This is a genomic window from Ornithinibacillus jepli, assembly GCF_047228935.1.
Classification (GTDB): domain Bacteria; phylum Bacillota; class Bacilli; order Bacillales; family Amphibacillaceae; genus Ornithinibacillus.
This window is the reverse complement of sequence record NZ_JBFEGG010000001.1, coordinates 433,331-452,414: the sequence shown is the minus strand read 5'-3', so window position 1 is coordinate 452,414 and position 19,084 is coordinate 433,331. Positions and strand designations below refer to the sequence as shown.

At 35.2% G+C, this 19,084-nt stretch carries 17 protein-coding genes and 1 pseudogene; 7 read left to right on the top strand and 11 right to left on the bottom strand.

Annotation, left to right across the window (positions count from 1 at the left end; genetic code table 11):
• Nucleotides 1-5 precede the first annotated feature (5 nt).
• Both AB1K81_RS02315 and AB1K81_RS02310 read left to right on the top strand, forming a co-directional pair.
• Complete coding sequence (locus AB1K81_RS02315; RefSeq protein ID WP_412975036.1) at nt 6-902, top strand: ClpXP adapter SpxH family protein; 897 nt, start codon at nt 6-8, stop codon at nt 900-902.
• A gap of 329 nt (nt 903-1,231) precedes the next feature.
• Nucleotides 1,232-1,411 carry a hypothetical protein gene (locus tag AB1K81_RS02310; RefSeq protein ID WP_412975035.1) on the top strand — a complete coding sequence of 60 codons (180 nt, stop codon included), beginning with the start codon at nt 1,232-1,234 and terminating at the stop codon, nt 1,409-1,411.
• 512 nt (nt 1,412-1,923) lie between these two features.
• On the opposite strand, the gene pepF is transcribed toward AB1K81_RS02310, so the two are convergent.
• The 4 genes from pepF to spxA form a co-directional block, all read right to left on the bottom strand.
• Nucleotides 1,924-3,738, bottom strand: coding sequence for an oligoendopeptidase F (pepF, locus tag AB1K81_RS02305; RefSeq protein WP_412975034.1), 1,815 nt, complete (start codon nt 3,736-3,738; stop codon nt 1,924-1,926).
• Nucleotides 3,739-3,831: 93 nt separating this feature from the next.
• Complete coding sequence (locus AB1K81_RS02300) at nt 3,832-5,025, bottom strand: competence protein CoiA (RefSeq protein WP_412975033.1); 1,194 nt, start codon at nt 5,023-5,025, stop codon at nt 3,832-3,834.
• A gap of 80 nt (nt 5,026-5,105) precedes the next feature.
• Complete coding sequence (gene mecA / locus AB1K81_RS02295; protein WP_412975032.1) at nt 5,106-5,795, bottom strand: adaptor protein MecA; 690 nt, start codon at nt 5,793-5,795, stop codon at nt 5,106-5,108.
• A 242-nt stretch (nt 5,796-6,037) separates the two neighbouring features.
• A complete protein-coding gene (spxA, locus tag AB1K81_RS02290) occupies nt 6,038-6,433 on the bottom strand; it encodes a transcriptional regulator SpxA (protein WP_412975031.1) in 396 nt (131 codons plus the stop codon).
• A 342-nt stretch (nt 6,434-6,775) separates the two neighbouring features.
• Here spxA and AB1K81_RS02285 point away from each other — a divergent pair, with 342 nt between their 5' ends.
• On the top strand, nt 6,776-7,117 hold the full coding sequence (locus tag AB1K81_RS02285; protein ID WP_412975030.1) for a P-II family nitrogen regulator: 342 nt from the start codon (nt 6,776-6,778) through the stop codon (nt 7,115-7,117).
• A 34-nt stretch (nt 7,118-7,151) separates the two neighbouring features.
• On the top strand, nt 7,152-8,462 hold the full coding sequence (locus tag AB1K81_RS02280) for an ammonium transporter (protein ID WP_412975029.1): 1,311 nt from the start codon (nt 7,152-7,154) through the stop codon (nt 8,460-8,462).
• Between the two features lie 51 nt (nt 8,463-8,513).
• Here the strand turns inward: AB1K81_RS02280 and AB1K81_RS02275 are convergent, their stop codons facing one another.
• Nucleotides 8,514-9,107, bottom strand: coding sequence for a GNAT family N-acetyltransferase (locus AB1K81_RS02275; protein WP_412975028.1), 594 nt, complete (start codon nt 9,105-9,107; stop codon nt 8,514-8,516).
• 148 nt (nt 9,108-9,255) lie between these two features.
• Nucleotides 9,256-10,482 (bottom strand): putative glycoside hydrolase, encoded by a 1,227-nt coding sequence (locus AB1K81_RS02270; protein WP_412975027.1) that lies wholly within the window; start codon nt 10,480-10,482, stop codon nt 9,256-9,258.
• A gap of 340 nt (nt 10,483-10,822) precedes the next feature.
• On the opposite strand from AB1K81_RS02270, the gene AB1K81_RS02265 reads away from it, so the two are divergent.
• The gene (locus AB1K81_RS02265; RefSeq protein ID WP_412975026.1) at nt 10,823-13,066 is read left to right on the top strand and encodes an outer membrane protein assembly factor BamB family protein; all 2,244 of its coding nucleotides are present in this window, start codon (nt 10,823-10,825) and stop codon (nt 13,064-13,066) included.
• A gap of 48 nt (nt 13,067-13,114) precedes the next feature.
• On the opposite strand, the gene AB1K81_RS02260 is transcribed toward AB1K81_RS02265, so the two are convergent.
• The 3 genes from AB1K81_RS02260 to AB1K81_RS02250 form a co-directional block, all read right to left on the bottom strand.
• Nucleotides 13,115-14,248 carry a PQQ-dependent sugar dehydrogenase gene (locus AB1K81_RS02260; protein ID WP_412975025.1) on the bottom strand — a complete coding sequence of 378 codons (1,134 nt, stop codon included), beginning with the start codon at nt 14,246-14,248 and terminating at the stop codon, nt 13,115-13,117.
• A gap of 186 nt (nt 14,249-14,434) precedes the next feature.
• Nucleotides 14,435-15,238 (bottom strand): MBL fold metallo-hydrolase, encoded by an 804-nt coding sequence (locus AB1K81_RS02255; protein WP_412975024.1) that lies wholly within the window; start codon nt 15,236-15,238, stop codon nt 14,435-14,437.
• A gap of 468 nt (nt 15,239-15,706) precedes the next feature.
• Nucleotides 15,707-16,003, bottom strand: coding sequence for a DUF378 domain-containing protein (locus AB1K81_RS02250; protein WP_412975023.1), 297 nt, complete (start codon nt 16,001-16,003; stop codon nt 15,707-15,709).
• 170 nt (nt 16,004-16,173) lie between these two features.
• Here AB1K81_RS02250 and AB1K81_RS02245 point away from each other — a divergent pair, with 170 nt between their 5' ends.
• On the top strand, nt 16,174-16,596 hold the full coding sequence (locus tag AB1K81_RS02245) for a pyridoxamine 5'-phosphate oxidase family protein (RefSeq protein ID WP_412975022.1): 423 nt from the start codon (nt 16,174-16,176) through the stop codon (nt 16,594-16,596).
• Between the two features lie 174 nt (nt 16,597-16,770).
• Here AB1K81_RS02245 and AB1K81_RS02240 read toward each other — a convergent pair whose 3' ends face one another.
• Complete coding sequence (locus AB1K81_RS02240) at nt 16,771-17,337, bottom strand: NADPH-dependent FMN reductase (RefSeq protein WP_412975021.1); 567 nt, start codon at nt 17,335-17,337, stop codon at nt 16,771-16,773.
• A gap of 10 nt (nt 17,338-17,347) precedes the next feature.
• On the bottom strand, nt 17,348-18,406 hold the full coding sequence (locus AB1K81_RS02235) for an LLM class flavin-dependent oxidoreductase (protein ID WP_412975020.1): 1,059 nt from the start codon (nt 18,404-18,406) through the stop codon (nt 17,348-17,350).
• A gap of 186 nt (nt 18,407-18,592) precedes the next feature.
• On the opposite strand from AB1K81_RS02235, the pseudogene AB1K81_RS02230 reads away from it, so the two are divergent.
• Nucleotides 18,593-18,940: pseudogene (locus tag AB1K81_RS02230) on the top strand (winged helix-turn-helix transcriptional regulator).
• Nucleotides 18,941-19,084: the final 144 nt, after the last annotated feature.

Here is a 19,084-nt window from a genome sequence, read left to right as displayed (position 1 = left end):
TCGATGTGAGTTGGGAACTACTTGAACTAGAAAGCTCTCAAAAAGCAAACACATCGTCCGAATATAGTTGTGATGCTGTAAAAAAACCCATTGAAATTTATGTGTTTATCGACCCGATGTGTCCGGAATGCTGGTCACTAGAGCCGTATTTAAAAAAGCTATCAATTGAATTTGGACGATTGTTTACGTTTAGACCAATTATTTCAGGAGCCTCTAAGCCGCTTAATCATGATAATTTTGACCAACCAAGAAAGCTCAGAGAAATATGGGAACGTACTGCATCTAGAACCGGCATGAGCTGTGATGGTGACTTGTGGTTAGAGAACCCGATACACTCCCCTATAACGGCCTACTTAGCTATAAAGGCTGCAGAACTTCAAGGTATTCGGTACGGTAAAGTTTTTTTACGTAAAGTACAAGAAAGTTTATTTCTAAAGAAAAAAGACATATCGCAAGAGTCTGTTTTGATAGAATGTGCAAAAGCTGCAAAGCTAGACTTACAAGAGTTTAAAAATGATTTACATTCTGATACTGCTAAGAAAGCACTCCAGTGTGATTATAAGCTAAATCACGAGATGGAAATTGATTATATGCCTACAATGGTATTTTTCCATAAAAATATAGAAGAACAAGGAATAAAAATATCAGGGCTCTACCCATATGAGATTTATGTACGTGTGCTTAGTGAGATGACTGAACATCTCCCTATTCCCTCGCAACACCCTTCCTTAGAGGATTTTGTACAACATTATGGGGTAGTTGGGACAAAAGAAGTATCTGTTGTATATAATTGGTCACTGGAAAAAGCTGAGCGAGAAATGAAGAAATTGCAGTTGAAGCAAGTAGTGGAAAAGATACCAGCCAAGCACGGTTCTTTCTGGCAATATAACGAGTTTAAATAAAGGTAAAACCTTTTATATGAATATTTTTTAGATGAAACCAAGGGAATCCCCTGGTTTTTTTGTTTAAAAACAAAAAAATAAAGGATATACGGGGCAGCGTATATCCTTCTTTTCTCACTTCTTTGTATCAAAACAAAGGGGGATGGGAGAAAGTTTCATGATCAAACAAAGGGGTTTTGTTTGTGATTCATCTCACATTATTAATATATCAGGTATAATCGATTTTAGCAATAAACTTGCCCTCCTTTTCACAAATCTGTCACTTCTATTATTTTACGTTCGTACATATATATTAGTAGACACTTTACACATACTAGGGGGACATACTTATGCGAGAGTTACTTCCATATCTATTCATTATTTTAACTTTCTTTGCCATACTTTTAAATTTGCTTGGGTTGATGCAGCTTATCCCAATATATGTCACATTACCTGTACTGTTTTTCTGTATTTATTTCACACTATTTTCGTTCATTAATCGTAATAAATATCGCGGAAGAGTGAGATGAGGCTGAGACAAAAGTTTTTTAGTCAAACGAATAACCGAATGTAGTGCACCTACGACGCACTGGAAATATACTGCGCTTTCACTTCCAGCACAAGTGCGACATCAGCTCGAAAGAACCTCGCTGTGTCTTCTTTGCACCTCACAGTACAAGTGCGACATCAGCTCGAAAGAACCTCGCTGTGTCTTCTTTGCCGCGGGGGGCTGGTGAGCCAGGCTGCTACTTGAATAATCTTCTCTGTAGCCTTGCACCGAGGAAACCTGCTGCGTAGCATTACTAGCAGACGCAGGTGCATACTCGGGGTCTCACCGATGCCTTTCCTCCCGCTGGAGTCTCCGTATATGATTTGATACCATGTTTATTAGCTAAAGACTTGGTCCCTAACTTTCCTTCCCCATACTCTCTAACAACCATTAGCTTGAATTCTTCCCTATATTTAGCCATAAAAATACACCCCAAAAGTTAGATTTCACTCTAACTTTTGGGGTGCAGTACAAAATGGTCATCTTTCTCGCTTATTTGTTTAGTAATAATTTTTCCATCTCTGTTAGCTTCTCTTCAAATACATCTAATGCGTCAAGAATTGGCTGTTTAGAAGTCATATCGACACCAGCTTTTTTCAATACTTCAATTGGATAATCACTGCTACCAGACTTTAAGAAATCAAGATAACGTTCTACCGCTCCCTCTTCTTGAGAAAGGATTTTGTTAGCTAATGCCGTTGCTGCTGAGTATCCAGTTGCATATTGGTAAACATAATAGTTGTAATAGAAGTGAGGGATTCTAGCCCATTCTAAACCAATTTCTTCATCTGATACTATATCCTCACCAAAGTATTTTTTATTAAGTTCATAGTAAATCTTCGTTAAATAATCCGCTGTTAGTGCTTCTCCTTCTTGAGCACGTTTGTGAATCTCATGCTCAAACTCTGCAAACATCGTTTGACGGAAAACAGTTCCACGGAATCCTTCTAAGAAGTGATTTAAAATATAAAGTTTTTGTTTTTCGTCATCTAAAGTATTTAACAAATGATCGTTTAATAATGCTTCATTAGCAGTAGATGCGACCTCTGCTACAAAAATAGAGTAGTTACCATAACGATATGGTTGGAACTTTCTTGTGAAATAGCTATGTGCAGAGTGACCTAGCTCATGTGTTAAAGTAAATAAATCATTTACTCGATCTTGCCAGTTCAATAGAATGTATGGATTTGTTCCATAAGTTCCAGAAGAGTATGCACCACTTCTTTTACCCTTGTTTTCTTCTACATCAATCCAACGATTAGCAAATCCTTCTTTAATTACTGCTAAGTATTCTTCACCAAGAGGTTTAAGACTTTCTATTACATATTCCTGTGCTTTTTCATAAGGGATATTCATATCTACATCTTGGACTAATGGTGTATACATATCATACATATGTACTTCATCTACGCCTAAAACTTCTTTACGTAGTCTCCCATAGCGATGTAATAAAGGCAGTCTCTCATTTACTGCTTCTACTAAGTTATCATAAACTGTTTCTGGAATATTGTTGTTATCTAGAGCCGCTTGTCTTGCTGAATCATAATGATGAACCTTAGCATTGAAATTATGTGTTTTAACCGTTCCACCTAATGTAGAAGCAAATGTATTTTTAAATTGACCATACGTACTATACATTGCTTGGAACGCCTCTTTACGGACGCGTCGATCCTTAGATTCTAAGAACCCTACATAACGGCCGTGCGTTAGGTCTACCTCTTCCCCATTTTCGTTTTTAATAGTTGGGAATTTTAAATCAGCATTATTTAACATGCTAAATGTTTGAGATCCGGTAGATAATGCTTCTGAAGCCTCTGCTAATAGCGCTTCCTCTGTTTCACTTAAAACATGTTTACGTTGTCTTATAATTTCGTTTAAAACATGCTCATAAAGTTTTAACTCTTCTTTTTCTTCAAGATAGCCCTTAATTGTTGCTTCATCCATTTTTAAAATCTCAGGTACTAAATAACTCATAGAGCTTTGTGCTAAAGTTAATACATTTTCAGCTTTAGCATTTACTGCCTGGTAGAAAGAGTTTGTCGTGTCCTGATCATAGCGCATATGTGCATATGTAAATAATTTTCCTAATCTTTCTGACAATTCATCCTGGAGCTTCAGAACGGTATATAAAGAGTCTGCAGAGTCAGCCACTTTCCCTTTATATGCTTCAATTTGAGGAATATCGCTCTTTAAACTGTTTAGTTCTTTTTCCCACTCATTGTCGTTTGCAAAGATATCCTCTAATCTCCATGTTCTTTCAACAGGTACTTCATTTCTTGATTGAAGCTCTTTTGTCGCCTTTGCCATTAATCTTCCTCCTTTACATCTTTACGTATAGTAATTCGGTAAAAATTTAACTATTCCTACTGAATAACTATATTATTTAGTATAACGAATCAATTATGAATCATGCTCGTATTTTGACTTAAAAATGTGCAAAAGTTCCTTCAAAAATTGTTCATCACCTTTAATAGCATCTTCTATATGAGAATAATACTTAATATCCTTACATTTTTTGAAAACATTTTTAGAGACTTGGTTAATTAATGTTAAACAACAAAGTAATTGAAGGTATTCAAGAATAGGGTCCTTTCGGTTGGATATTAGCGGGAAAGGGATATTAGAAATGTTTTTTTGCAATTGATGGTAACATGTCTGAAGGGAAAAGGTTCCACCTATGGGAATCGGATCAATAACCTCTATACAAATCCTACTTTGCCAATCCCAAGGTGGTGTATTCATTTGATATTGTGTTTGTACTGGTAGATACACTTCAGAAGGTAAATAGTCCTTATGCAAACCTTTAAAATAAAGCCACTTATACCAAAGTAATGTTTTCCCATATAGTTTCTTTGGATTGTATATTCTAAAATTATATTTCACCTTTTTCCATTCTTGTAAAAGAAACTGACTAAAAAAAGAAGGGGTATTAAATATATCCATAAACTTGATAGAATTTAGTTTTCTTATAGTAAAATTTCCGATTGCGCGATGAGAATGGGTAAGAATGAGATTTGCTGCGGTTATAAAACTGTTAGAACGTGGGTCAAAGAAAAAAAGCAGTGGTAGTTCGTTGTGGTTATATTGTTGAAGAAAATGAAGAATAAATTGGTCTACTTTTAAAGCATGGCTCCCAATTCGATAAAACTGATTTGCACCTAATATCCATATTGGTTGAATTCCCTCTTGTAAATAACCTCTTGTTCGCTTTAAGACCTCTTCTATAGGAATTTTAGCACATTGATATTCAATTGCAATTTGTTTTAGTTTTATTCGGATATACAAATCAGCACGTTGCTTAATAGTTGGAAAATATCTCTCTAAGGTGACATCTAAGCCTTGTTTTTTAAGCCATTGATATAGTAATAATTTCCCTTTTTCGTGATAACTTCCCTCTCCTCCTTCATTTATTTGGCAACTAGCAGTACTGTGATGCGCAAAATGTGGAATCATTTTTGTTCCTGCTTTCACAATTACTTTTTGCTCACAGGCTGGGCAGTAAAAGTGATAGTTCGCTCTCAATTTCTCAATTTCCTCTTTGGAATACTGAAACAATGTGATTAGCTTATCATTATTTACTTTTGCTTGTAGCAAAAAAACCACCTCCACCCTATTAATTCGATAGAGGTACGAAAAATCCTGCAAAAAAATAAAGATACCTTTTTAAAGGTATCCTAAATGTTTGCAGGGAAATGTGCACGAATATCAGCAAAAGTATTCATTTCAAAAATTTTCTTACCGTATTCTTCTAACACATGAATGGTAATATTGGAATCATCGCCATACTCAAATACGCGTGAAATAATATCTTCTTGGGTTTGTTCATCTAATACATCTTGTGAGAATTCCATATACAAATAATATTTACCATTATAGTAATATAAAGTTTCTTCTTCACTTCCAGTATCATTTTGGAAATGGTGACTAAGTTGAATAACGTCCTCGAAGTCATTAAATCCTGCAATAATCCAAAGATTTTCTTCTACAAAGTCATCGGCTAATTCATCATTTTCACTTTTACCGAATTTTTCCTCTAAGAAAGATTCGACCTTTTCATCTACAGGAATATCTATAGTAGAGCCATCTTCATCAATTGGAAATTCTAAATTATCTCCGTTTTTAGAAAGCTGAGCTTTTGTAACGACAATTTCTAAACCTTTTTCAAGAGCATGAACTTGGATCCATAAAGGGCCATCTACATGAAAGTCTTCTTGATAATTTACCTCGTCCATCATTTGCCAAAATAATTGTTCACTGCGTTCACGATTGTACCAAATTTCTTCCCGATGAAATCCACGATCTTCAATATCTACATAAGAGATAAAGAATTTTACCGTGTTCTCATTAATTCTTTCGATTTCCATGTAATTCTCTCCCTTCTTTTTTAAATAGGTAGAGCAAGTCTTAACCTTATCTATCGAAAAAAGAATCTATCTTATTTATATTGTATGTTAGCATATTGCAATTTGAAAATTAATATGCCCATATATAATTATTTAAAATAATATTTTAACTTATTTTTTCAATTTTGTCATCTTAAAATAAGATATCAAAAGCGCAGATCCAAGTAAAGAATCTGCGCTTTTTCTTTTTAAATTAAGAAATTCTAATTAACCATTCTTCTAGCTTCTTGTAATTGAAAAGTTCGTACAGTTCTAGGTAAAAACCTACGAATCTCATCATCATTATAGCCAATTTGTAGCCTTTTTTCATCTATAATAATCGGCCTTCTAAGCAAGCCAGGATTTTTTTGAATTAAATCAAATAATTCCTTTAAAGAAAGCTGTTCAATATTCACATCTAGACTTTGAAAGACTTTAGAACGCGTCGAGATGATCTCTTCCGTACCATCTTCTGTCATTCGGAGAATTTCTTTTATTTCATCCAAACTTAAAGCTTCAGAGAAAATATTACGCTCTTTAAAAGGAATATTGTTATCCTTTAACCAAGCTTTTGCTTTTCTACAAGATGTACAACTAGGTGAGGTATAAAGTGTTACCATGATACTTCACTCCTCATAACTGTTTACATAAACGTAAACTTTAATCGGTTATTAATTAAAAATTACTTTAAATAACCTATATGTATAATTATACACCATTTGTCAAGTAATAGATAGATTATTTATAGAAATATCAATCGTTCACAAAAAAATTACATTTAGTCTTAAATTTTCCAAATACAATACCTTAGTCCCAGTCCTTAAGGTTAATATACTAATGTTAGGTTTCCTTACAATAATTAAAATAAAACCATAAATAATTCTTGATTTTTTTGAAAATTACCCTTATTATTATAATAAATTATACTTTATGTCACAAAACCTAACATTAGGAGGGGTAAAATGAAGAAAATAGAAGCCATTATTCGTCCTGAAAAGTTTCAAGATTTACGCAATAGCTTGACTGAAGTAGGGATTGGAGGGCTAACTATTACAGAAGCTGCCGGTACCGGTAAACAAAAAGGCCAAACAGGCTTATTTCGAGGAAATACGTTTAAATTACAATTGTTACCAAAATTAAAAGTAGAAACAATTGTAGATGATAGCCAAGTAGATGAAATTGTAGACATTATTATTGAAACATGTAGTACGGGAGAAATCGGAGATGGGAAGATTTTCATACACCCTATCGAAGAAGTAATTAGAATTAGAACAAAGGAACGCGGAGCACAAGCTATCTTGTAAATTTTCTTTTTATATTACTTAAGGAGGAGAATGAATGAGTATTGAAGAATTAGAGTTAGCCATTAACCTTGTATGGGTGATGTTAGGAGCGGTTTTAGTATTCTTTATGCACGCAGGATTCGCTATGGTCGAATCCGGTTTTACAAGGTCTAAAAATACGTTAAATATTTTAATGAAAAATTTTATAACCATTAGTGTTTCAGCAATTTTATTCTATATTGTTGGCTATGGGGTAATGTTTGGAAGTTCTTTTGGCTCGTTTATTGGTTCGGATGGCTTTTTACTAAGTGGTGTAGAAGACATTGGTTTCTTCGTCTTCCAAGCAATGTTTATTGCAACGTGTGCAACAATTATGTCTGGTGCAGTGGCAGAAAGGATTAAACTTGGAAGTTATGTTTTAATAGTCGTTGCTATGACAGCCATTGTTTACCCTGTAGTTGGACATTGGGTATGGCAAGGAGATGGCTGGTTAACTACCATTGGATTTAGTGATTTTGCTGGATCGACCGTTGTTCACTTAACAGGTGCTGTAGGCGCATTAATGGTAGTTCTTATTTTAGGACCTCGACTAGGTAAATATTCAGGGAAGAAGGTAAATGTTATACCTGGTCATAATATACCACTTGGAGCACTCGGTGTCTTTATTCTATGGCTTGGTTGGTTCGGATTCAATGGTGGTAGTACATTAGCAGCAGATCCAACCTTAGTACCTATGGTAATCGGTACTACATTATTATCTACCTCTGCTGCATTAGTAGCAAGTGCACTATACACTAAATTTAGATATAAAAAAGTAGATGCTTCTCTATCGTTAAATGGTGTTCTAGCTGGATTAGTAGGGATTACAGCTGGTTGTGCTGAGATATCACTTGGTGGGTCCATTATTGTCGGTCTAATTTCAGGTGTAATTTTAGTGGAAGGCATCCGTTTCTTCGATGCTAAATTAAAAGTTGACGATCCCGTTGGAGCAATTACTGTTCACGGACTACTAGGTATTTGGGGAACATTGGCGGTTGGGTTATTCTCTACTTCAACAGGGTTATTTTATGGGAATGGTATAGCCCAGCTTGGCATTCAAGCGATTGGCGTACTTGCTGTTATTGTATGGGTAAGCATTACAATTGGCGGATTTACTTATATTTTAAACAAAATATCGCCAATTCGCGTTTCCGAGGAAGAAGAAATTAATGGTCTTGACTTCGCTGAGCATGGTTCCAATGCTTATGACTTCAAGGACACATTATTAACTAATGATGATTTAGAATCACCTAGCGTTGGTCTAGCACTTGCAGACCGATTAAACAGCATCCCAGTGGGGAACTCAGAAGGTAAAACGATAGGATGATTCATATTTTTAAACTAACAAGCCTCTCCCTTGACTGGAAGAGGCTTGTTATTATTTTATTTGATCCTTCTCTAATCCAGCTAAAATATCTTCCGACTCTCTACCTTCATCATAGGTAAGCACTTCATCAACAGGCTGATAAGACTTTCCATAAATCTCCTCATCTTTATAAGTATGAATCGATTCATACATTTTTCTCATCTGTTCATATATTACTTCTTCCGACTCATCATTCGGAGACCAATAAAGTATTTCCATCGGGTTTTCTTCATTAGTAGCTAATGACCGACGATTATAACCAATGGATTGTGCATGGGTAAAACCTTCACGCTTATAGAAATGAAGCCGTTTTTCTGTATCTGTATCCTCGTAATCAACAGGCTCTACTTCTAAAATTATCGGCTTATTGTGTTGTTTTAACTTCTCGATTAGTTGATGCCCTATCCCTTGTCCTCTTGACTTCGCGGAAACCCATACATAATCAATGAAAATAAATGTATCAAATTCAGCATACATCAAGACGTGATATGGTCCTTCATCTTTATGATAGACGTCCCCTTTTTCTTTTAACAATAGTTCCATATGTGCTTTTGATTTCATTTCTTCAATAGGAAAATACTTACTTAACTTCTCATACCAATCCATAAACCTACTCCTTTGTTTTTTCTACGTTGTTAGTATAAATGAAAGAGGAAATAATGTTAAATCTCCTTTTATGCCTTATATGTTAAGTATGTGTAGTTAAACGAAAAAAAGCGAAACTTTTATTTATAGTTTCACTTTTTTTCGTAAATTATGGCGTATAATCAACATTTTCCGTGTATGTGTTACCAGCATTCCAAATTAAATACTCATTTATTCCATTATCTTGTAATGCTTTTATTTGTGCTTCTACCTCTTTTTTACCATATTGAGTAACAGGGATGCCTGTACCACTGTATATCCATGGCGCTTCAAAGTCTTGAATCCAAGGTCTTGATACTGGCGGATGTTCCAATTTAGATAGGACTTCATTTTCTACTTTAGCGTACTCATCAGTTAAACGGTATGGCTCTCTATCAGGTAGTGGAATTCCAAAATAATTATTCGTCCAATGACTAGGATAAATCATAGATGAAATGACATCCACATTTGCTGATATTTTAGAGAAATTTTGACCGATTCCTGGAGCTTCTGGAATGGTTGCTGAATAACCAAAGATATCAACGGATACATCAATATCGTAAGGCTCTAGTTCTTGTTTAGCGTATGCAACAAAGTCTGTTACCGCTTGGACTCGACGTTGAATACTATCTAGTTCACTTTCAGCATATTCACCTTGTGAGTATACCAATTCATCGTCCCTACGTTCAAATCCTTCAGGGAATCGTACATAGTCAAACTGAATTTCTTGAAATCCCATTTCAGCTGCCATTTTGGCAATTTCAACATTATATTCCCAGACTTCTTTTTGAAATGGATTTACAAATGATTCCCCACGGTTATTTTTCCAAACTGAACCGTTATCTACAAAGGAAAGATCTGGTCTATTTTTCGCTAATACACTGTCTTTAAAAACTACAATTCTTGCTATAGGATAAATTTGGTTTTCTTCTAAAGTTTTCATCATCTCTTGAGCATCTTTAATATAATTTTGGCCGATATCCGCATAAGGAGACGCTTCATCCGGCTTGAAGGTAATATAACCATGATCATCTTTAATATCAATAACCATCGCATTTAAATCAGAATTATTAACTAAATCTAACAACGTGTTAAATCGACTGCCACCTGCCGAATGACCAGTTACATAAATACCTCGAACTGCGTCAGGATATTCGAAATTGTATCCAGAGTCAAATACAAATCGCTTCATATCCACCTTATTCTCAATTAACTGTATGACAGTTTGTCTTTCCAAATGATTATGAGCAAATAATTCCTCGTCCCCACTACTTTTCTCTGGTATTGCAAACGGAAGTAAAATAATCAGTAGGAGAACAAATGGGATTATAAATCTCTTAAGCTGTGTTTTTTTCATTCTATCAATCTCCTAAACAATTAGTTGAGCATGCTCCCGTGAAGTTGATACTACAACTTTTCGTTTGCAACCCTTTAAATCTATTATAAAACAGAAATGTTAGATTTTGAATGGCAAATACGAGATTTTTGTCATTTTGTTTCATTTTATGTCGAATGACAATTTTTAAATTTTAATTTCATGTTCTGGTTATTTTCTTCTTAAAAATGCTCAAGCTAATGCATGCATGACGTTAAACTTTTTAAATTGATATTCACAATGAAAGGTTAATTTAGAAATATACGGGCAAATTACTAAAGAACCAATTCCATAACTTCTTAAGAAAGGAGCCTGAAGAAAAATGGATAAACAGTTGTGGATTGTTATTGCAGCTGTTGCAGTCATCACGGTAGTTGGCTTTTTTGCCTTTCAAAGCATGGGTGATGATGAAGAACACGCTGAACCTCCTACTACTGAAGAAACACAAGATGAAGGAGAAAACCAGGAACAAACTGAAACTAATCAACAATCCAAGGAAGATCATCATTCAGTCCAGTTTTCCGAATATACTAGAGAAGTTGCACCTAGGTTTACTGCTGAGGATTTAACTGAACCTCCAAGTGATAACTGGATTACTAATGGTGGAGATTTATACAATAGAAGATACTCCCCATTAGATCAAATTGATACGTCAAATATTGGCGATTTAAAGCTTGAATGGGTAACTAGCTTAGGATCTGGTTTAGAGTTTAAATATTCCGGTGAAGCAACTCCACTTGTTTATGATGGTGTCATGTTTAATATCACAGGTGCTGATGTTGTACAAGCAATTGACGCGACTAGTGGAGAAATTATATGGGAATATACACCACAGCTAGCAGATGGATTAGACACGGCTTGTTGCGGGTGGATTAGTCGTGGAGTTGCATTAGGAGATGGAAAGGTCTATGTAGGTCTATTGGATTCAAGACTTGTAGCATTAGATCAGAAAACCGGTAAACTTGTCTGGGAAACCCAAGTTGCTGAATGGGAGAAAGGCTATACGATTACAAGTGCACCACTGTATTACGACGGAAAAGTATACACTGGTATTGCTGGCGGTGAATATGGTATTCGAGGGTTTATGGCAGCATACGATGCCAATATAGGTCGTGAAGTCTGGAGAACATATACGATTCCAGCACCTGGAGAACCAGGTTCAGAAACATGGCCAGATGATAACGATAGCTGGATAAAAGGTGGGGCACCTATCTGGCAGACGCCTGCAGTAGATCCAGAATTAAACATGGTTTATTTTTCAACTGGAAACGCATCACCTGACTTAGATGGTAGTAATCGTGAAGGAGATAATCTATACGCAAATTCTATGCTTGCATTAGATGCGGATACCGGTGAATACCAATGGCATTTCCAACAGGTACATCATGATATATGGGATTTAGATCCCGCTAACCCTGTTACGCTATTTGATGTAGAAATTGATGGAGAAATGAGAAACGCAATAGCTGAGACAGGTAAAACTGGTTGGGTATATATTTTAGATAGAACAAATGGTGAACCATTAATTGGAATGGAAGAAAGACCTGTACCACAGGAAGAAAGACAAAAAACTTCTCCGACTCAACCCTTTCCTGTAGGAGATTCACTAGTGCAACAAACCATAACAGAAGAAGATATTAAACGAGATTTAGGAGAAGACTTTGATGGTGTAGTAGGTGATTTATTTACACCGTTCTGGGATGAACCAGTAACGATTACACCTTCTCCTCAAGGTGGCGGTAACTGGCCACCATCAGCATATAATCCAAATACTGAGTTGTATTACGTGCAAGTTAATAGTAACTATTTTGCCTATGCTCATAATGAAGGAGATGAGGCAAATGAATTCGAAGAAGGAAAAGAATGGATTGGAAGTATCTGGCAGCCAGTAGAAGGCGGACCCGTACGTGGGTATATTACAGCTGTTGATGTTAAGACCAATACTATTGCATGGCAGAAAGAATGGGATACAATTGCCTGGAGTGGATTATTAACGACTAAAGGGAATTTACTATTTACTGGTCATAACGATGGTCGCATTATTGCCTACAATGCAACTTCAGGTGAACAATTGTGGGAGTTTATGACTGACGCTGGAGCAAATGCACCACCAATGACCTATTCTGTAGATGGAAAGCAATATGTCTCTATTTTCTCTGCTGGTAACTCTTTAGGCGGAACTACCCACGGTGACAAAATTTACACCTTCTCCTTAGAAGGAGAATATGCTTCATTAGAGGACGTTCCAGAAGATGCGATTAAAAAATCTCCAGAGGCGAAAGATACGGATAATGAAACTAGTGAAGGTCCTACTGACGCAGAAGAAGGTGGCGAAGTTGCGGAGCAGGGACTAAAGATTTATGAAAACAACTGCTTATCTTGTCACGGAGCCAAGGGTGTTGGCGGACATAATGGACCTAATTTGGAAAACTCAACAATGTCTGAAGAAGAACTAATTGAACAGATAAAACATGGCGGTGCTGGAATGCCTCCATTTGAAGGAACATTATCTGAGGAACAAATTGAAGCTGTAAAAGAATATCTGAAAACACTTATGAACAAATAAACAAAAGATGGTTCTAAAGAGGGTAATTCCTCTAGAACCATCTTTTTATTAATTTGATGTTTTTTCGGCTAATGGAAGATGAATTAAACGATCATCTTTATCTGTAGGTTCACCGCGATTATCATGGTTACTTGTAATAACAAATAAAGCATCTTCCTCAATAAATACATCTCGAAGTCTTCCCGCTTCATCATAAAAATCCGCTATTGTTTCTGTAGCAAGATCAAATGTAAATATTTTCTTACCAGCTAAAGAAGAAATATATAATTGTCCATCATTAAATGCCATACCAGAAGGTGCCCACGTGCTGTCACCTGAATGAACTACTGGGCTTACCATATCTTCTCTTTCTTCGTCACCTTGAATAACCGGCCATCCATAGTTTTTACCTGCTTCAATTAAATTAATTTCATCATGTCCATCTTCACCATGCTCTGAACTGTATAGATTTCCTTGATCATCCCAAGTTAATCCTTGCGAGTTTCGATGACCGTAGGAAAACACATAGGAATCTTCAAATGGATTATCACTAGGTACGTCTCCATTAAGATCCATACGTAAGATTTTCCCCGCTAAACTATCCAGGTCTTGAGCTAACTCTCCTTGACCAAGGTCACCAGTTGTAGCATATAGCATATTATCTGGTCCGATTTTAATCCTTCCACCATTGTTCAGTTCTCCGCCAGGAATATTATCCAAGATAACATCTTCTTCTTTCCAAGTAGATTCATCTAAGACAAGCGAGACAATTCGATTTACCATGTCCCCATCCTTATCGTAAGTATAGAACGCGAAAGCTCGCTTAGAATCTTCAAAATCTGGCGCTAAAGTAAATCCTAAAAATCCGGACTCCCCTTTATGAAGTATCTCTTCTGAAACATCAACATTCTGTACTTCGACTATCCCGAAATCACCATCGATTTCTACTACAGTTCCATCCCTCTGACTTAAATAAAAGGTCCCTGCATTTTTATTAATTGTCCAAGGAATGAACAATTTATTAGCATTAATATTTCCATCTTCAGATGCTACCACTTCAATAGAATCCTCAAATACTTGAATAGCATCTTGATCATTTTGTACTTGATCTGTTTCATCCTCTGGGCCGTCAAAAACAAATAGGAAGATTAATGCAACAACTAATAACACCCCTATTAAACTAACTAAACCATACTTTTTCAAATTCTTTCACCTCTTTAAATTTTTGTCTTCGTAACATAAACGAAGATAATCATGGTAGTAATTATTTCCAAATCTCGATTTGTTATACATATTTTCATAGAAATGATTACTATTTTCACAGAATGAAAGAATTTTAAAAGTAATTTTTCTCAATAAAAAAATGGGCATCGGTAGCCCATTTATTTTTTACGAATTCAATATGGAACGAATCATATGAATAGAATCCCATTCTCCTAGAGAGAAATAGGTTATTGGATACTTTTTAGCAAATAACTTAGCTTGTATTTCTTTTTCTAGATAACCTTGTTTTCGTAAAGTAAGAACCTTCTCTTGAAGTTCTTTAAGATTATCCAACTTCTTCGAAAGAGCTTTGCGACCATCCTTTACATATCCAGCATGACAACAAAATACTTCTTGAAAATCAAAAGTTAATACCTTTTCGATTGAATCCATAATCATTGGAATACTTTCATCACGTAAAATTAAGTTTGTTCTAGGTTGGACAAATAAATCACCTGAGAAAAGCTGACCGGTTTCTTTATTTAAGAAGGAAAGATGATCTCTTGCATGCCCTGGTGTCTTTATTACATCCCAGGCTGCACTGCGTGAAGATAAACTTTTCCCAATCGCTTGTGCCTGAAAAGGTTCTCTTCTTCCCCAAAAAACTTGTCGATACAGTGGATATTTCGCTTTTTTATTAGATTCTGCTACTGTCAATTCATTCATCAAAATGGGCACCTTGAATTTCTTTTGAAGAAATGCCGCCCCGCCAATATGATCCTCATGAGCATGAGTAATTACAACCTGATCAAATTCAGCTTCCTCAAAGAACGGCTTAAATAACTTTAGCAATCTTGGAGCGCCCGTATCAATTAACAGACCATCTACACTAAAGGAATAAGCATTTAAAGTAACTCCTGCTAAAGACACATAACCATTTATAAAATGAACATTATTTTGTTTACCACTATATGCAGTAGTTTTAATCAATTCTCCATCACCCTAGAAGTTCTATTTTTATTTTTAGAATATCACATAATGAATAGTAATTCATACTTATTCAATTGTAGGATAGTTATCTTTGTGAATAACGTACATACTAATAAAAATATCAATCCGTAGGAGGAATTGTTTGTGAAAATCCTATTAATAATTGGGGTTATAATTGGCCCCTTTATCATGTATTTACTAGTTATGTCGTGGAATAAATTCCAATTAATTTTCAATATCCTGGCAATCCTATCCAGTATGATTTTTGGAATAATAGCCTCTTTAGCTGTTTATCAAGTGATAGTTGATAACAAAGTATTCATGACCTCTATCCACGCTATCTTTCTTAATCCCTTATTTTTAATAGTGTCTGCTTATATGGGACTATATGTTCTTTTTTGTTTACTAAAATTGACAATGAAAGACCTAAAGTAAAAACCATACACTAATAATGTATGGCTTTTATACTTACAGATCTTTATCTTCTCGTTTTACACTGGTAAAATCTTCTTCTTCACCAAATTCAGTACCATAATTCAACCGTCCAGTTCTATTAACATTATCTGCTTCCCTACTCGGTTCAAATAATAAAGTTAGACAATATAAACCACTGAGGCCGACTAAAGTATAAACAATTCTAGATAATAATGCATCTTGTCCGCCAAATAGTGTTGCAACTAAATCGAACTGGAATAGTCCAATTAATCCCCAGTTAATTGCACCTATAATCACAAGAGCTAAAGCAACTCTTCTTATGGTTTCCAAACCATTTCACCTCCATTTATGCCTATCTTTTGCCATCATATTTACTCCATGATAGTCATGATTATCATCTGCAATAAATTCATTATTCATACCAATGTAGTAAATAAATATGTCTATTTTTTAATGATAAATGGAATAATGGTAATATAATCGGAAAAGGGGTGTAATTGATGACACAACAAGAAATTAAATCTGCAATCGAAAACATACTGAATAATAGCTCTGTAGGCACTATGGCGACTGTCCAACACAATAAACCACATTCAAGATATATGACATTTTCCCCTAATGGGCTTAACCTTTATACCGCAACGGATAAACACACACACAAAATAGAGGAGTTAGAGAAGAATCCCTATACCCATATCCTGTTAGGCTACGAAGGGGACGGCTATGGGGATGACTATGTAGAATATGAAGGCAAAGTCCATATAACCGATTCTCTAGAGTTGAAAAAAAAACTATGGAGTCCTAATATGGAGAAATGGTTCGATAACGCAAATGACCCAAATTATATTGTGTTAGAAATTAGTCCTGAAAAAATAGCGCTAATGAATAAAACTGGGTTAGAACCTAGAATATTAGAATTGTAATTAAAGCTGCACTTTAGTACATTCCGCACTTATGGGAATGATATTCGTATCCTAATTGAGTATCCAATCTAAATACAGTTTTAAGAGCTAATTATTGCCACTAGCAATTGATTAGCTCTTTAATGTTTAGTTACGCTATTATAGATCCTACTTAACTTTCTTCACCCCAAGTTCTTAAAAGTCATAAATTGCTTCATTTTCTTCGCGAATTTTAGCATAAGTTTTCGTGAGTATAACTGTATCCTCCACTAAACGATCAATACGGAATAAAACATCATCATCCTTAATTTCCCTTCGATAGAAATCTTTTTCCTCAATAAATACATAAGATTGAACCATTTTGGCTTTCATATAAGCTAATATAGGTTTTAACTGCTGTTCGGCTATTAAAAAATGCTTTGCTGATCCTGCTGTCACAATTATGCTGACCACTTTGTCTTGAAATGCGTTAATAGGAAGCAAATCAAAAATGTTCTTTAATGTAGCTGGGATAGATGCTTGAAAAATTGGTGTTCCGATAATAATTGCGTCAGCTTCCATAATTGCTTTTGTTACATATCCTGTATCCCCATCATATTCTAAATAATTTCTTCCATCACTAAACTGGATATCATAATCAGCTAGGTCAATTAATCCAACTTCGGCATCTGGATATATTTTTGCAACTGACTTTATAGCATAATTCATAGCAGTTTTTGTTTTGGAGCCAATTATCGAACCAGACAATCCCACAATTTTCATTTTAACCACCTTATTTCTTCGCTGTATATTTTTTGATTGCTGGCAAAATTTCATTACCAATCAACTCAATATTTTTCATTAAACGGTCAAAGGGAACACCACCAAAATCAATCTGAGCGATATAACGCTGATGTCCAAATTGTTCATGTTGATATAAGATTTTTTCAATAATCTGTTGAGGACTACCCACATTTATAATACTTCTAGTATCTACACTCTGTGCAAACAGCTGCTTAGCAAAGCCTTGTCCATTTGTTTTCTTCATACCTTCATTAATATGTGGATACATATCTTTTAACGCTTGTTGTGATGTTTCTGCTGCATAGAAAAATCCAGCTGTTGCAACAGGTAATTCATCCGGATTATGGCCACCAAGTTGTGCTGCCTCGCGATATGCATCAATAGTTCGTTTAAATACAGAGACAGGTCCACCTAAATGTGCCATAAACATCCCCACACCTGCATACCCTGCTTTCATTGCACTTGCTGGCGTACCACCTACAGCACGCCAAATAGGCATTTTACCTTCTTTCGGTCGTGGAAGAACTTTAGCATTTTTTAATGGAGCACGATATTCTCCACTCCAGTTAACCACTTCTTCTTTATTTATTTGAAGTAATAAATTAAATTTTTCCTCAAATAATTCTTCATAATCTCGGAGATTATATCCTAACAATTCAAATAGTCCAACTCTAGATGCACGACCAGCAATAATTTCAGCACGCCCTTTGGAAATTAAATCTAATGTTGCAAAGTCCTCATAAACACGAACTGGATCCGAAGTACTAATGATTGTGGAGGAACTTGCGATCTTTATGTTCTTTGTAGCTTGAGCAATTGCAGCTAGAACAACCGAATGAGCCTGTGTAGTAAAATATTCTTGATGACTTTCCCCAACACTAAAAAAATCAATTCCTGCTTGATCCGCTAGCTTTGCATACTCGATTATTTCGAGTACTCTTTCTTCAGCTGATATACGTTCACCTGTTATTGGATTTGGCAGATGATCACCTAAAGTATATATCCCAAACTCAAGCCCTTTACTTGGGTCAATTCTATAGTTTTCCATTCCGTATTCCACCTTCCTAAATAACTTCATTAAATAAGAGTATTATTAGTTTTCCTCATTTATTAATAAAACAATCTTTTATCTTCCATTATCACATGCTATTATGGACAATAAGAACAAAACGTGCAAGTACGCACTTTTAGGAAATATAGTATCCAAAATGATACTATAGGGAGGAGATTTATGATGACAATTGAGCCAGATCAATGTCAAGTAAACGATGCATTAGGGATATTAGTTGGTAAGTGGAAACCAATTATTTTATTACATCTATTAGATAAAGGTACACAACGTTTCAGTGAATTAAAACGAAATGTACCAGGGATTACCCAGAAAATGTTAACAAAGCAGCTAAGAGAGTTGGAAAATGAGGACATCATTGAACGTGTAGTATACCCCTAAGTACCTCCAAAGGTTGAATATTCTATTACAGAATATGGAAGAAGCTTAGGACCAATCTTAGCAGCTATGCATGAATGGGGCAAAAAACATACACTGCATAAAATGAATAAAGAGAAAAAAAAGAGTTCTTAATACATTTAGGAGGCTAAATTTATACTTGAAACATACTATCTAGAAATAACACAAGTGTAAAAAAATAGATGCTAAGGTGGTTGAATACACCTTAGCATCTATTTTTTTAAATGTCGATTAATGTATAAATCTTGTTGCACAAAA